The 14,630-nt window shown below is 64.3% G+C and carries 10 protein-coding genes, 2 tRNA genes and 2 pseudogenes; 6 read left to right on the top strand and 8 right to left on the bottom strand.

Going from position 1 to position 14,630, the window contains the following annotated elements; genetic code table 11:
• Nucleotides 1-1,521, bottom strand: a 1,521-nt coding sequence (locus ACPYOD_RS18020; protein ID WP_481303081.1) for an HAL/PAL/TAL family ammonia-lyase, incomplete at its 3' end; no start/stop codon positions are given.
• 33 nt (nt 1,522-1,554) lie between these two features.
• A complete protein-coding gene (gene hisS, locus ACPYOD_RS18015) occupies nt 1,555-2,940 on the bottom strand; it encodes a histidine--tRNA ligase (RefSeq protein ID WP_481303080.1) in 1,386 nt (461 codons plus the stop codon).
• A gap of 151 nt (nt 2,941-3,091) precedes the next feature.
• On the opposite strand from hisS, the gene ACPYOD_RS18010 reads away from it, so the two are divergent.
• Nucleotides 3,092-3,168: transfer RNA gene (locus tag ACPYOD_RS18010), tRNA-Pro, on the top strand.
• A 141-nt stretch (nt 3,169-3,309) separates the two neighbouring features.
• Complete coding sequence (locus tag ACPYOD_RS18005; protein ID WP_481303079.1) at nt 3,310-5,307, top strand: beta-L-arabinofuranosidase domain-containing protein; 1,998 nt, start codon at nt 3,310-3,312, stop codon at nt 5,305-5,307.
• Nucleotides 5,308-5,355: 48 nt separating this feature from the next.
• On the opposite strand, the gene ACPYOD_RS18000 is transcribed toward ACPYOD_RS18005, so the two are convergent.
• The 6 genes from ACPYOD_RS18000 to ACPYOD_RS17975 all read right to left on the bottom strand — a co-directional run bounded on the left by ACPYOD_RS18000 (nt 5,356) and on the right by ACPYOD_RS17975 (nt 10,835).
• A tRNA-Ser gene (locus tag ACPYOD_RS18000) sits at nt 5,356-5,448 on the bottom strand.
• A gap of 49 nt (nt 5,449-5,497) precedes the next feature.
• A complete protein-coding gene (csrA, locus tag ACPYOD_RS17995; RefSeq protein WP_167022805.1) occupies nt 5,498-5,695 on the bottom strand; it encodes a carbon storage regulator CsrA in 198 nt (65 codons plus the stop codon).
• Between the two features lie 290 nt (nt 5,696-5,985).
• Entirely contained in the window at nt 5,986-8,619 is a 2,634-nt protein-coding gene (gene alaS / locus ACPYOD_RS17990; RefSeq protein WP_481303078.1) for an alanine--tRNA ligase, read from the bottom strand.
• 71 nt (nt 8,620-8,690) lie between these two features.
• Nucleotides 8,691-9,203, bottom strand: coding sequence for a regulatory protein RecX (locus ACPYOD_RS17985; protein WP_481303077.1), 513 nt, complete (start codon nt 9,201-9,203; stop codon nt 8,691-8,693).
• Entirely contained in the window at nt 9,184-10,230 is a 1,047-nt protein-coding gene (gene recA / locus ACPYOD_RS17980; protein WP_481303076.1) for a recombinase RecA, read from the bottom strand. Before recA ends, ACPYOD_RS17985 begins: the two co-directional genes overlap by 20 nt.
• A gap of 95 nt (nt 10,231-10,325) precedes the next feature.
• Nucleotides 10,326-10,835 (bottom strand): CinA family protein, encoded by a 510-nt coding sequence (locus ACPYOD_RS17975; protein WP_481303075.1) that lies wholly within the window; start codon nt 10,833-10,835, stop codon nt 10,326-10,328.
• Nucleotides 10,836-11,914: 1,079 nt separating this feature from the next.
• Between ACPYOD_RS17975 and ACPYOD_RS17970 the strand changes: the two are divergent.
• From ACPYOD_RS17970 to ACPYOD_RS17955, 4 genes and pseudogenes are all read left to right on the top strand, one after another.
• Nucleotides 11,915-12,301, top strand: a pseudogene (locus ACPYOD_RS17970) (hypothetical protein); the annotation flags it as partial.
• A gap of 153 nt (nt 12,302-12,454) precedes the next feature.
• Nucleotides 12,455-13,504 carry a VirB8 family type IV secretion system protein gene (locus ACPYOD_RS17965; protein ID WP_481303074.1) on the top strand — a complete coding sequence of 350 codons (1,050 nt, stop codon included), beginning with the start codon at nt 12,455-12,457 and terminating at the stop codon, nt 13,502-13,504.
• A gap of 104 nt (nt 13,505-13,608) precedes the next feature.
• Nucleotides 13,609-14,313: a TrbG/VirB9 family P-type conjugative transfer protein gene (locus tag ACPYOD_RS17960; protein WP_481303082.1), complete on the top strand. Its 705-nt coding sequence runs from the start codon at nt 13,609-13,611 to the stop codon at nt 14,311-14,313.
• A pseudogene (locus ACPYOD_RS17955) lies at nt 14,310-14,630 on the top strand (TrbI/VirB10 family protein); the annotation flags it as partial. The gene ACPYOD_RS17960 and the pseudogene ACPYOD_RS17955, both read left to right, overlap by 4 nt.

The raw sequence follows: 14,630 nt of genomic DNA, 5'->3' as shown, positions 1-14,630 counted from the left end.
CAGCACGTGGCGGGCCTCGTTGGCACCCATGGACACATGGTCTTCCGCGTTCGCACTGGTCGGCACGGAGTACACGGAGGCCGGGTGGGCACGCGTGGCGAGGTCGTTCACCAGCGCGGCGGCGGTGTACTGCACGATCATGAAACCGGAATCCGTGGCGTCCTCGTTACCGATGAGGAACGCGGGCAGCCCGTCGTTGTTCGCCGGGTCCACGAGCTTGGCCGTGCGACGCTCCGAAATGGAGGCCAACACGGGAATGGCCGCTTTCAGGTAGCTCATGGCCAGCGCGAGCGGCATGCCATGGAAGTGACCGGCGGAGATCACCTGGTCTTCGATGACTTCCGCGTTCTCCGCATCCGGGAAAACCAGCGGATTGTCGGTAACGGCGTTGAGTTCGACATCGAACACGCGGCAGGCCTGTTCCCACGCATCGCGCACCGCGCCATGCACCTGCGGCGCGCAGCGAAGGCAGTACGCATCCTGCGGCTGGTGTTTCTTGCCACCCTTGAACGGCAGGAAGCGCGAATAGAACGCCTCCTTGCCATGGCGCTGCGTGGCCGGCACCCAATCCCAACCGATGTCGAAACGGTAGGCCTGCTCCGCGGGTTCCGACCAGGAGTCGGAGAGCCACGGACGGAAACGCGGCACCAGGTGATAAGGAATATCGGCGAGCGTGGAGCCTTCGAGCAGGCCGCGGATATTGCGCGCCGCCTCCACCTGGCCCGGATGCGGGCGAAGCGCATGCACTTCCTCGGCGTAGGCACCGGTACGGCCGGCGAAGGCGTCCAGTGTCATCGCCGCGGCGAGATCGGCGGTACGGATCAGCATGTCCATCGTGTCGAGCGCGAGCACGCCGGTGGCGAGCATCTGCGTCGTGCCGTTGTTCAGCGCCAGGCCTTCCTTGAACGAGAGACGCACCGGCTCGAGCCCCGCGGCCGCCAGCGCCTTCGCGCCAGGCATCCGTTCGCCCTTGTAGAACGCTTCGCCACCGCCGAGGAGCACGATGGCCAGGTGCGAAAGCGGTGCGAGGTCGCCGCTGGCGCCCACGGAACCCTTCTCCGGCACCACCGGAATCACATCGCGGTTCAGCAGCTCGGCCAGCGCGCGCAGGGTTTCCACGCGGATACCCGAGTGTCCCTTCATCAGCGTGTTCACGCGGATGGCGAGCATGGCGCGCACCACTTCCGCGGAGAACGGCTTACCGACGCAGACGGCGTGGGTAATGATGAGGTTGTGCTGCAGTTCTTCCAGCAGCGTGCCTTCGCGCGGTTCCGGGTTACCGCCGGGAAGCTCGTCGCGCACGCGGTGTGCGCCGAGCAGCTTGTCGGCATTGCTGCCGAACCCGGTGGTCACGCCGTAAATCGGCTCGCCCCCGCCCACCTTCTCGGCGAGGAAGTCGGCGGCCCGCTTCACCTTCACCAGTTGCGCCTCGTCCAGGCGGATCGTGGCGCCCTGGCGGGCGATGGCGGCGACTTGGGCGCGCGTGAGGCTACGGCCGTCGAGGAGGATGCTGCTGGTCATGGTTGGGCCGTGGGACGTCGGTGGGAGGGGGAATCAGCGGCCAATCTCGGCCTGGGCCAGTTCGACGCGCAGCGTCTTCACCAGGTCGGCGCGCGACACCTCGAACTGGTCTTCGCGGCGCAGGTCCTTCACGGTGACCACGCCCTTGGCGATTTCGTCTTCGCCGATGACGACGACGAAACGGATGCCGGCGCGATCGGCGTACTTGAACTGCTTGCCGAGCTTGCCGCCCTCCAGCACCACCTCCGTGGCGATGCCGGCGCTGCGCAGCTCACCGGCTACCGCGAGGTAGGTGGGCAACTGCGCCGCGTCCATCTGCGTGACCAGGACGTCGACCGTGCTCTGCGCGGTGGAAATGAGCCCCGCGTCGCGCAGCTGCCAATAGAGACGCGTCAGGCCGATGGAAATGCCGACACCCGGGAGGTGCGACTTGGTGTACTGGCCCGCGAGGTTCTCGTAGCGACCGCCCGAACAGATGGAGCCGATGCCCGGATGGTCGTTGAGCGTGGTCTCGTAGACGGTGCCCGTGTAGTAGTCCAGGCCGCGGGCGATGGACAGGTTCAGCGCGAAATGCGTCTCCGGCACGCCGAAGTCGCGGATCATGGCAAGAACTTCCTTCAGCTCGATCCTGCCCTGCTCGAAGGTTTCCGAACCGGCACCCAGGGCGTCGAGTTGGGCGAAGGCATCCGCGACCGACGTCGAACGGACCTGCACGAAGGCGAGGATCTTCGTCGCCACGTCGAGCGACAAGCCGAACGCTTCGCCGGTAAGCGTGTCGCGCACGTAATCCGGGCCACGCTTGTCGAGCTTGTCCACCTCACGCAAAACCAGCATCTGCTGTTCGGGGTCGGCGATACCCAGGTTCTCGAAGTAGCCGCGCATCAGCTTGCGGTTGTTCAACTGGATGGTAAACAGGCCGATGTTCAGGTCGCGGAAGACGCTGTAGATCACCGCGGGAATCTCGGCGTCGTAGCGCACCGACAAGGAGTCCTTGCCGATGACGTCGATATCGCATTGGTAGAACTCGCGGAAGCGTCCCCGCTGCGCGCGCTCGCCGCGATACACCCGCTGCATCTGGTAACGGCGGAACGGGAAGCTGAGGTCGTGCTCGTGCTCGGCCACGTACCGGGCGAGGGGCACCGTCAGGTCGAAGCGAAGCGCCAGCTCCGGCACCCCGCCCTTTTCCGCCGCCGCGCCGAGGGCGCCGGTCGACTGGACGAAATAGACCTGGCGCTCGGTTTCTCCGCCCGTCTTCGTCAGGAGCACGTCGCTGTATTCGATGACCGGGGTTTCGATCGGCAGGAAGCCGAAGCGCTCGTAATTGCGGCGAATCGTGTCCAGCATGCGCTGGAACGCGATCTGGTCGAGCGGCAGGAGCTCGAGGACACCGGGCATGGTGCGGGCCGGGGTGAGTGCCATGCAATTCCTCTTCGGACAGGCTGTACGGACGCCGCCATGCGGCAGCCGCTTAGATTAGCAGATGGCCATGTCCCGCCCCGGCCGCATGTAAAAAAAGTGCGACGCCCTGTTGCCAAGGAACCGCCCCATGGCTAATATACGCGGCTCCCGTCGGGGTGTAGCTCAGCCTGGTAGAGCGCTACGTTCGGGACGTAGAAGTCGCAGGTTCGAATCCTGTCTCCCCGACCAAAATTCGAAGATCGAGGCTCCGTTATCCGCCCCAGTGGCGTATTTTCGGGGCCTTTTTCTTTTGCACGACTCCGTGCCTTTCGCCGCATCGAAAAGTAGGACATATTCACGTCACGGTAGACGGCGACAGGATCTTTCCGAATGCGCGATTCCACTCTTTCCGGCCGACGCGGATTCCTTCAGGCATCCGCCCTCGGAACCCTGGCCTCCCTCCTCCCGGTGGAACGCGCCGTCGCTGGCGCGAAACAAAGCCCCGCCGCCGTATTCCCGCCGGCACCGCTCGCCCCGCAACCCCTCCAGCTCCTTCCCGCAGGTTCGATACGCCCGACGGGCTGGCTGCGGCGCCAGCTGGAGATACAGGCAGCGGGCCTCGGCGGACGGGTGGATGAGACTTGGCCGGATCTTGGCCCGGACAGCGGCTGGCTCGGTGGCAAGGGTGAGTCGTGGGAGCGCGGCCCCTATTTCGTCGACGGCCTTTTGCCCCTGGCGTGGCAACTCGATTCGCCGGCACTGAAGGCGAAAGCACAGCGCTTCATCGACTGGACTCTCGCGAACCCCTGGCCCAACGGCATGTTCGGCCCGAAGTCGAACGACGACTGGTGGCCGCGCATGGTCATGCTCAAGGTGCTGACGCAGTACCAGGAGCTGACGGGCGATGCGCGCGTCGTGCCTTTCATGACGCGCTATTTCCATTACCAGCTGGGGGCGTTGCCGGAACGCCCGCTGCGCGACTGGGGTCGCATGCGCTGGCAGGATGAAGTGGCCTCGATCCTCTGGCTCTATGCGCGCACGCAGGATCCGAAGCTTCTCGAACTGGCCGCCCTGTTGAAGAAACAGGGTTACGACTGGCAGGCGATGTATGCGAACTTCCCGTTCAAGGAAAAGACCGATAAGAAGATGGTCGAAGCAAAGGGCGGCAAGGATGCCTTCATGGAGGACGACGGGTTGCAGGTGCATGGTGTCAATGTCGCCCAAGCACTGAAGGCGTCGCCGGTGTGGTCGCTGATCTCACGCAGTGCGGACGACCGCGCCGCCATCCATCACCAGCTCGAACAGCTTGACCGTTATCACGGCCTGCCTAACGGCATGTTCTCCGCGGACGAACATCTCGCGGGGCGCAGTCCGTCGCAGGGCATCGAACTGTGTGCTGTGGTGGAAGCGATGTATTCGCTGGAAACGGCATTGGCCATCACCGGCGATGCCGTGCTCGGCGACCGTATCGAGCGCATCGCCTACAACGCCTTGCCGGCCGCCTTCACCGACGACATGTGGGCGCACCAGTACGATCAGCAGCCCAACCAGGTGGAATGCAGCCTGCATCGCCGGCCGTGGACGACGAACGGACCGGAAGCCAACCTGTTCGGCCTCGATCCGCATTTCGGATGCTGCACGGCCAACTTCCACCAGGGATGGCCGAAACTTACGGCAAGCTTATGGATGGCTTGCGCCGACGGTGGCCTCGCCGCGACGGTGTACGCGCCCTGTCGCGTCAGCACGGTGGCGCGTGGCGTACCGATAGAGATCGAGCAGACCACCGACTATCCGTTCCGCGACGACATCGCTATCGTCCTTCGGCCGGCGTCGCCGGTTACCTTCCCGCTACGCCTGCGTCTGCCCGGCTGGTGCCGGTCGACGTCGGTGAAGATCAACGGCGAGTCGGTCAAGGCGACCGCCGGCGAAGGCTTCCTCACGGTGGAACGGAAGTGGTCGGCGGGCGACAAGGTCGAACTTGCCTTCCCTGCCGACGTGGTGACCGAAAAGGGTTTCAACGACTCCGTCAGCTTCAGCCGCGGCGCGCTCGTGTTTTCACTCCCTGTCGGCGAGGCCTGGGTGAAGTGGCGCAAGCGCGGGCTCACGAACGACTGGCAGGTGTATCCCACGACGTCGTGGAACTTCGCGGCAGGCGATCCGGGCAAGGTCGAACAGCACGCCATCGGAGCGCGGCCTTTCGCGGGCGCAACGCCGGCCGTCACGCTCGCGGTGCGGGGGAGGCTCGTGGCGTGGAAGGCTGAAGAAGGCGCGGCCGATCCCGTGCCGGTGAAACCGGCGCCCGAGGACGAGCCCGCTACAACGCTGCGGCTGGTGCCTTATGCGGGCGCAAAATTGCGGATTACTTCGTTTCCGCCGCTTGCTTCCTGAGCGTGCTGCAATAACGCAAAACGCCCCTTTCGGGGCGCTTTGCGTAACTGGCGGAGAGTGAGGGATTCGAACCCTCGATAAGGCTTTTGACCCTATACTCCCTTAGCAGGGGAGCCCCTTCGGCCTCTCGGGCAACTCTCCGTGTAACGAGCCAGCAAGGATACTTGCCCTTGCTTCGGCCGTAAAGTGTTTACTGGTCGTCCCCGGAGTGGCCGGTGGGATCGTTCTCGTTCTTGATGCGCTGGTAAATTTCTTCGCGATGAACCGCGACGTTCTTCGGCGCATTGATGCCGATGCGCACCTGGTTACCCTTCACACCCAGAACGGTGACGGTCACCTCGTCGCCGATCATCAGGGTTTCACCGACCCGGCGGGTCAGAATCAGCATGATTGATACTCCATAAAATCAGGTATTGGCTTCCCCACCAACGACAACCTCACCCCGAGTGCTTGCCGTCAATGGATCGACGTTTCGACCATCGAAGGCCGATTGCCTTCCCCGGCTCTAGTTGTGTGTGTCGCTGACCAGCTGTCCTGCCATCGCGGTCCGAAGGACCGATGCCGAAGGATGCTTTCGACATTCGGATGATACTAGCCGAGCCAAACCGGGGTACGCAACGCACGAACCCACGAATACGTGCGCCAGGGCGCGGTTGCGACACCCTGGCTACCTACCGTTCAGCGCAGCCGCGCTTCCACCCAGGCAGGAATGCCGGCGAGGATGCCCGGGAGTTCCGGGCTGTCGAGGCCACCACCCTGGGCCATGTCGGCACGGCCGCCACCCTTGCCTTCGATGCGCGACGCCACTTCGGCAACCAGGTCGCCCGCCTTCACCTTGCCCAGCGCGGCACCGCCCACGCCAGCCACGAGCGAAACGCGTCCGTCCACGGCGCCGGCCAGGACGATGGCGCAGTCGCCAAGCCGCTGTTTCAAAACGTCCATGCTGTCACGAAGCGACTTTGCATCCAAACCTTCAAGACGGGCGGCGACAACTTTGATACCGCCAACGTCCACGGCGTTCGCCGCGAGGTCGGCCGAAGCGGAGCTGGCGGCCTTGGACTTGTACGATTCGATCTCGCGCTCGAGCTTCTTCTGGCGGTCGAAGAGCTGTCGCAGTTTCTCGACCACGTCGTCGCCGGTGGCGGCCAGCAAGCCGGATACTTCGCCCAGGATGCGCTCCTCGTCGGCCACGCGGGCCATGGCGCCCGCCCCGGTAACGGCTTCGATGCGGCGCACGCCGGCGGCCACGCCCGATTCCGAGACGATCTTGAAAAGGCCGATGTCGCCCGTGCGGGTGACGTGCGTACCGCCGCAAAGCTCGGTGGAAAAGCCACCCATCTTCAGCACACGCACTTCCGCGCCGTACTTCTCGCCGAACAGCGCGATGGCACCGAAGTCGATCGCTTCGTCGTAGCCCATGTGATGGACTTCCGCAGCCGCATTGCGCCGGATCTCGTCGTTCACCATACGCTCGACCTGGGCGAGTTCCTCAGGGGTCACCGCCTTCAGGTGCGAGAAGTCGAAGCGCAGGCGCTCCGGTGCCACCAGCGAACCCTTCTGTGCCACGTGGTCGCCGAGGACCTGGCGAAGTGCCGCGTGCAGCAGGTGCGTGGCCGAGTGGTTGAGGACCGTCGCCTGGCGCTGCGCCGCGTCGACCGACGCCGACACCGTGGCGCCCTTCTCCAACGGTGCCGAGCCTTGCCAGCTACCGAAGTGCGCGAAGAAGGCACCGCCCACTTTCTGGGTGTCGGTGACCGCGAAGGCACCCGACGGATTGCCCAACGTACCGGTGTCCCCGACCTGACCACCGGACTCGGCGTAGAACGGGGTGCGATCCAGCAACACGAACGCTTCCTCACCATCGGCGAGGCGGTCGACCGCCTTGCCGTCGCGAACGATGGCCAGCACCTTGGCGTCGACCAGGTCCAGGTGGTCGTAACCGGTGAACACCGTCGGCGCCAGCGCGCTGGCGACTTCCGCGGGGAGCTGCGCCTTGCTGGCGAAGTTGCTGGCGGCGCGGGCACGGGCCCGCTGCTCGCCCATGGCGCGCTCGAAGCCTTCCATGTCCACGCTCATGTCGCGCTCGCGTGCAATGTCGGCGGTGAGGTCGACCGGGAAGCCATAGGTATCGTAAAGACGGAACGCGTCGGCGCCGGGAATGATCTGGCCCGATTTCGCGGCAATATCGTCGAACAGCCGCATGCCGTTCTCCAGGGTTTCGCCGAAGCGCTCTTCCTCGGTCTTCAGCGCCTGCTCCACGAAGGTTTTCTTCGCGGCCAGCTCCGGATACGCGTCGCCCATTTCGGCCACGAGTGGCGCCACCATCTTCCAGAAGAAGTCGCCGCGCACGCCGAGCATCCAGCCGTGGCGAAGCGCGCGGCGAATGATGCGACGGAGCACGTAACCGCGGCCCTCGTTGGACGGCAGCACGCCATCGACGATGAGGAAGGAGCAGGCACGGATATGGTCCGCGATGACGCGGAGCGACTTGTTCGCCAGGTCGGCGGTACCCGTGAGGCGCGACGCTTCCGCGATCAGGTGTGCGAAGAGGTCGATCTCGTAGTTCGAGTGCACGTGCTGCAGCACCGCCGCAAGGCGCTCGAGTCCCATGCCGGTGTCGACGCACGGGGCGGGCAGCGGCGAGAGCGTGCCGTCCGGCGCGCGGTCGAACTGCATGAACACGAGGTTCCAGATCTCGATGTAGCGGTCGCCATCCTCGTCCGGCGAGCCCGGGGGGCCACCAGCCACGTCCGGGCCGTGGTCGTAGAAGATCTCGGTGCACGGACCGCAGGGGCCGGTATCTGCCATCTGCCAGAAGTTGTCCGAAGCGAAGGGAGCGCCCTTGTTGTCGCCGATGCGCACGATGCGCTCGGCGGGCACACCGATCTCTTTGTGCCAGATCTCATAGGCCTCGTCGTCGGTGTGGTACACCGTGACCCACAGGCGTTCGGCCGGCAGCTTGTAGACCGCCGTGAGGAGTTCCCAGGCATAGCGGATGGCGTCGCGCTTGAAGTAGTCGCCGAACGACCAGTTGCCCAGCATTTCGAAGAAGGTGTGGTGGCGGGCCGTGTAGCCCACCGCGTCCAGGTCGTTGTGCTTGCCACCGGCGCGCAGGCAGCGCTGCACATCGGCAGCACGCACGAAGCCCGGCTTCTCGCTGCCCAGGAACACGTTCTTGAAGGGCACCATGCCCGAATTGGTGAACAGCAGCGTGGGGTCGTTCGACGGCACCAGCGATGCCGACGGCACGATGGTGTGGTCCTTGGAGCGGAAGAAGTCGAGGAAGGTCGAACGGATGTCGGCAGTTTTCATGAGCGATCGTGGCTTCGGAGCTGCGAGGCGTACCGCGGGGACGCTCCGTCCAGAATCAAGGCTCGCTGCCTTCAGTCGTCGTCGGGGTCTTCCGCATCGGCGTGGGTAAGAACACGTACTGTGGCGGCGGCGAAGCCACGACGCAAGAGGAATTGCGCCCTGCGGGCCCTTTCCGTGGGATCGGCGACCGGTGCGCCATAGCGCCGGCGAAGCTGCTGGGCGCCGAGATGCTCCCAATCGACGTTCGCGGCCTCGATAAGCTGGCGGATCGTTGCGTCGCCGACGCCCTGGCTGCGCAACTCCGCCCGAATGCGGGCGGGACCGTAGCCCTGCCCTACCCGGCTGCGGACCAGCGCTTCGGCGAAGCGGGTGTCGTCCTGGTAGCCCTGGTCGCCGAGGCGATCGACCGCAGCGGCGGATTCGTCACGCGCGAAACCGCCGCGCTCGAGCTTCTGCGCGAGTTCGCGGCGGGAGTGTTCGCGCCGGGCAAGCAGCCCGAGCGCCTTGTCGTACGCGGTGCGGCTTGGGCGATCGGCCTTTCGATCGCCCTTGCCCGCCCCCGGATCAGACTTCCTCGAGCGCATCCTGCTCGTTGTCGCTGGCCGTCGCGTCGCCCTTGCCCGGCTTGACCAGCAGGCGGGAACGCAGCTCGGCATCGATCTCGTTCGCGATGGCCGGGTTGTCGCGCAGGAACTGGCGCACGTTCTCCTTGCCCTGGCCGATGCGGTCGCCCTTGTAGCTGTACCAGGCGCCGGACTTGTCGATCAGGCTCTCGCGCACGCCGAGTTCGATGATCTCGCCCTCGCGGGAGGTGCCCTCGCCGTAGAGGATCTCGAACTCGGTCTGGCGGAATGGCGGCGCCACCTTGTTCTTCACCACCTTCACGCGGGTCTCGGAACCGATGACCTCCTCGCCCTTCTTCACCGCGCCGATGCGGCGGATGTCGAGGCGGACGGAAGCATAGAACTTCAGCGCGTTACCGCCGGTGGTGGTTTCCGGGCTGCCGAACATCACGCCGATCTTCATGCGGATCTGGTTGATGAAGATGACGAGGCAGTTCGACTTCTTGATGTTGGCGGTGAGCTTGCGCAGCGCCTGGCTCATGAGGCGAGCGTGCAGGCCCACGTGAGAATCGCCCATTTCGCCTTCGATTTCGGCCTTCGGGGTGAGCGCGGCGACGGAGTCGACCACCACCATGTCCACGGCGCCCGAGCGCACGAGCATGTCGGCGATTTCCAGGGCCTGCTCGCCGGTGTCCGGCTGGCTGACCAGGAGGTCGGCGACATTGACTCCGAGTTTCTCGGCGTAACTGGGATCGAGGGCGTGCTCGGCGTCGACGAACGCCGCGGTGCCGCCGTCACGCTGGCAGGAGGCGATGGCCTGCAAGGTCAGCGTGGTCTTGCCCGACGATTCCGGACCGTAGATTTCGACGACACGGCCGCGCGGGAGGCCGCCGATGCCGAGGGCGATGTCCAGGCCGAGCGAGCCGGTCGACACGGTGTCGATCTGGTCGTCGACGCGGTCGCCAAGACGCATCACGGCACCCTTGCCGAACTGCTTTTCGATCTGGCCGAGCGCACTCGCCAGCGCCTTGCGCTTATTGTCGTCCATCGTGAATTCCGGTCGTGTGTAGGTGAGTATCTTGCCCGACCGTGGTCTCAGGGACTGCGATCCGCAATCCCCAAGTTTGCCATAGCCGGCCGGGTTCAACCCTTCAGTTCGGCGGTCATTCCAACAAGCGCGGCGGCGACCGTCTGCCGCCTGACCGCCTCGCGATCCCCGTCGAAATGGTAAAGCCGGGCGTGGGCATAGCCCCCGCGCCGCTTCCAGCCGATCCAGACGGTACCGACGGGTTTGTCGGGCGTGCCGCCAGACGGGCCCGCGATGCCCGTGACGGCGACGGCGACCCCCGCCCCATACCTCGCCAAGGCACCGGACACCATTTCCAGAACGGTCTCTTCGCTGACGGCGCCGGTGCGTTCGAGCGTGCGGGGGTTCACGCCGAGCAGCGCCTCCTTGGCGCTATAGCTATAGGAAACGACCCCAGCCTCGAACCACGCGGAACTGCCGGCCAGGTCGGTGAGCGTCTTCGCGATCCAACCGCCGGTGCACGACTCCGCCGTAGCCACCATGACCCGTTTCTCCTGCGCGGCCTCGGCGACCTGCCGGGCCAGCTCGTCAAGATCGGCATCGGTGGGAATGGGGGCGGCAGCCATGGGTGCTCCTTAGATAAAAGCAGGAGTTCTACTCCCGGCATGCGGGGATGTCGATGACGTTCTTGCCTGGACCTGTGGAGCAAGTTGAGCGAAACGATTGCGAGAACGACGGACCGCCGATATCATGCCAACCTTCAGTTGCTCGCATGGACTCGTTACGGGTGTCTCTTTGTCGCGATGACAAGGGCCTCGCGTCGGAGAAAACACGGATGAATCAAGCTTGCTCACTCATGCCTACGCGCCACGCAATCGGTATGCACCACGTCGGCAATACCACGGCGCCTGTAGCGAACAAGCGGGCGGGCCCGTGTGCCGCTAAGCGGGAACTCCGCACAAAGCAGGTGGCCGCGTACCGCTGACGATGGGCGACGAGTTCAGTCAACCTTTTCCGAACCACGAGTGGCCTCACCCGGCGAACCCGGCAACGCGTCGTAGCGCGCCTGAAACAGTCGCGTGCGAGTTTCCGCGCGACGAGGGGAAAAAATATGCTTTCAATCGCAACCTTCACGAGTCTTATACATATACGGCAAATCTCAGCCGCAGTTCGCACTGGTTTCGAGACCCACGTCAAAGCTTTGGCGGGTTTCACGCATATTACATGCCTGCAATGTGTGACATTGGTCGCAAAATCAGGTACATCACACCGTAGTCAGAAAACAGATGTTGCGTTATCTTTACGCCGCGGGCAGGGGTCCGCTAAGGGGTGGGGAATCCAAGGCCTGAATTGGCGCAACTTTGGGTAGGCGATCTTTCATCGCCTCGCTCAGCGCACGGCCATTCTTCGCTGGCACGTAATGCAAGGGCGCCACGGCGCTTGTACAGGATGTTGTATGGATGATTTGCATGTCGCTCGTGCCCCTCAGGGTTCGAGGCTCCAGTCGCACGTAGCACCTCCGCAAGTGGAATCACCACTGCGGCTCTTTCACCGGGACCAGCCCCGCTCCCGGTACCGGAACTTGAGTTTCAAACGCAGTGTTTTAAACGCTGGCGACTCGGTCGCGGCGCGCAAAGCCCTGCGCCCGGTTCCGCACTCGCTTGATTGCTCCGAGACCACAGACAACCCACGCGTGAAACCACACATGCCTTCGAAGCTCGCCCTCTGTGTCATGGCCTTATTTGCCGCAATGCTCTCTGCATGCGGCACGCCCGCCGCCAAAGACTTCGGCGGGTCGTGGAAACCCGTAAACCACTTCGAGGACAAGACCACCGAGATTCCCCTGGCGGTTCCGTACACGTATTACGCCGCGCCCATGGATGGCACGTTGAAAACGATGCTGTCGCGCTGGACTGCGGACAATGGGATGAAGCTCCAGTACAAGCTGCGCTCGGATTTCACACTGACCAAGGCTGCGTCGGCCATTCACACCACGGAACTGCGCGACGCGGTGTCCCAGCTCAGTTCGATCTACGGTCCTCAGGGCGTAGCGGTGCTGGTCGCAGGGCCGGATCTCGTCGTGGAGGAAATAAGCACGATCACGACTCCCCCGAGCGGCCAGCCGGACGCCGCTCCCCAAGCGCCTGTCACCACGACTCCGTCGACCGGCACCGAGCCTGTCGCCGCGACCGCGGCCGCCCGATAACGAACCGCGTATGCACCGACGAACAGGCAACCGTCCCTCATGCTGAAGAAGAAAAGTTCGCCCAAGATCGACGAGGCCGTTTCGAGAAGCGTCGATTTCGAAGTCACGATCGCCGACATGGCCAGGCGCAGCGAGAAGCGCGCCTGGCTCGTAGCTGGCTGCGCCACCGTCAGCGCGCTGATCCTTCTCGGCGGGTACTTCTACATGCTGCCGCTGAAAGAGAAAGTGCCCTACGTGGTGCTGGCCGACCCGTATTCCGGCGTCAGCTCCATCGCGCGACTGACCGACGACCTTGTGAATCGCAGGATCACGTCGAGCGAGGCCGTCAATCGCAGCAACATCGCCCATTTCGTGCTGGCCCGGGAATCCTACGATCTGGCCCTGACGAACATGCGGGATTGGCCAACTGTCATGACCATGGCCGCGCCAAACGTCTCGGGCCCCTATCGGGCACTGCATTCGCCTTCCAACCAGTACAGCCCGTACAAGACGTACGGCGCGAACAAGGCCGTCCGCGTCAAGATCCTGAGCATCGTTCTCGTCGGCGGCGGGGTGAACAGCACCCCCAAGGGCGCCACCGTGCGCTTCCAACGCAGTGTGTTCGACAAGGCAAACGGCGGAACCACTCCTCTCGACAGCAAGATCGCAACGATGGAGTTCGTCTACAAGACGAACCTGCAGATGGACGACCAGAGCCGGATCGAGAATCCATTGGGCTTCCAGGTCACGAGCTACCGCGTGGACAGCGACTACGGCGATGCGGTGCCGGTGGAAGTCCCTCAAGCGGCTGCCGCCGGCGACGCCACGGCTACCCAGACGCCGACCGCCGGTACCCCCGCCACGGCGCCAGTCCAGTCCATGGACCCTGACGATATGCCCCCGGCAACTCCCGCAGGCCAGGTTCCGGCCGCAATCCCGGTACAAGGCACTCAGGGGTCACTGCAAAACGGCGCGATCCCACCGTCTCCGCTTCCGCCCGCGCCGGCCTATCCGGCTGGCAATGCGGCCGCGCCCGTTCCAGCACCTACCGCCGCCGCGCCAGCGGTCCATTCCACCGCCCGAAGCGCCGCCAATGGAGGGCGCCGTTGATGAATCGATCCCGCAAGTTGAATGTGCGATGGCTTCTCGGAGCGACCGCTCTGACCCTCGTGCAAGCGTCGTTCGCAGAGACCGCGCAGATCTCCCCGCCGGCCATGCCGGTGGCGACCTCGGCCCTGACCACGTACGAATACGCTGCCGACCGCATCTACCAGGTGCGCACCGGCCTGGGCATCACCACCCAGATCGAGTTGAGTCCCAGCGAAAAGATCCTGGACTACAGCACCGGCTTCAGCAGCGGGTGGGACCTGACCCGCCGCGACAACGTCTTTTACGTGAAGCCGAAGAACATCGACGTCGATACGAACATGATGATTCGCACGGCGACGCACTCCTACATCTTCGAGCTGAAGGTGGTCGCCACCGACTGGAAGACGTTGGAGCAAGCCCGGCGTGCGGGTGTTCAGTACAAGATCGTCTTCAACTACCCCGCCGACACCAGCTTCATGGCGGAGACGAAGAAGGTCGAGGAAGCCCCCATGCTCGACACCGAGCTCGTCAAGGGGCGCGACTACAACTTCGACTACGACTACGCGAAGAAGCGTCGCACCGCGCCTTGGCTCGTACCCATCAATGTGTACGACGACGGCCGGTTCACTTACATCAAGATGCCTGATCTGAAGCAATTCCCGACGGGGAATTTCCCGACGGTCTACATGCGCGAAAAGGAACACGGCGAGGACTCGGTCGTGAATACGACGGTGGAAGGCAACACCATCGTTGTCCACGGCACGTACCCCTACCTGGTTATTCGCCACGACGACAACGTCGTGGGTCTGCGAAGGAACACCAAGAAGTGAGCCCCAACACGCCACATCACCCGGAAGACGAAGCCGGTGCCGGCAACGAGGCACCGCGGGAAAACCATGAGAACCAGCGTGACCCGCTGGCGGGAAACCCGTACGCCTCTCAAGCCCGCCAGCGGGCCCAGCCAGACCTCGACAGCAATGCGCCCCAGCTGACCTCGAGCGACATGCGCCGCATGAACCGACGAGCGTTGGGTCTATTGGCAAGCATCGCCTTGCTTTTGATCATCATCGCGGCATGGGCATTTGGTGGCTTCGGTGGGGAGAAACCCAAACCGAAGCAGCGCGAAGACTGTCTCTTATACACATCT

This window comes from Luteibacter sp. HAY1-4A, assembly GCF_056755355.1.
Note: the sequence above shows the minus strand (reverse complement) of the source record. Positions and strands in the feature narration are given on the sequence as shown.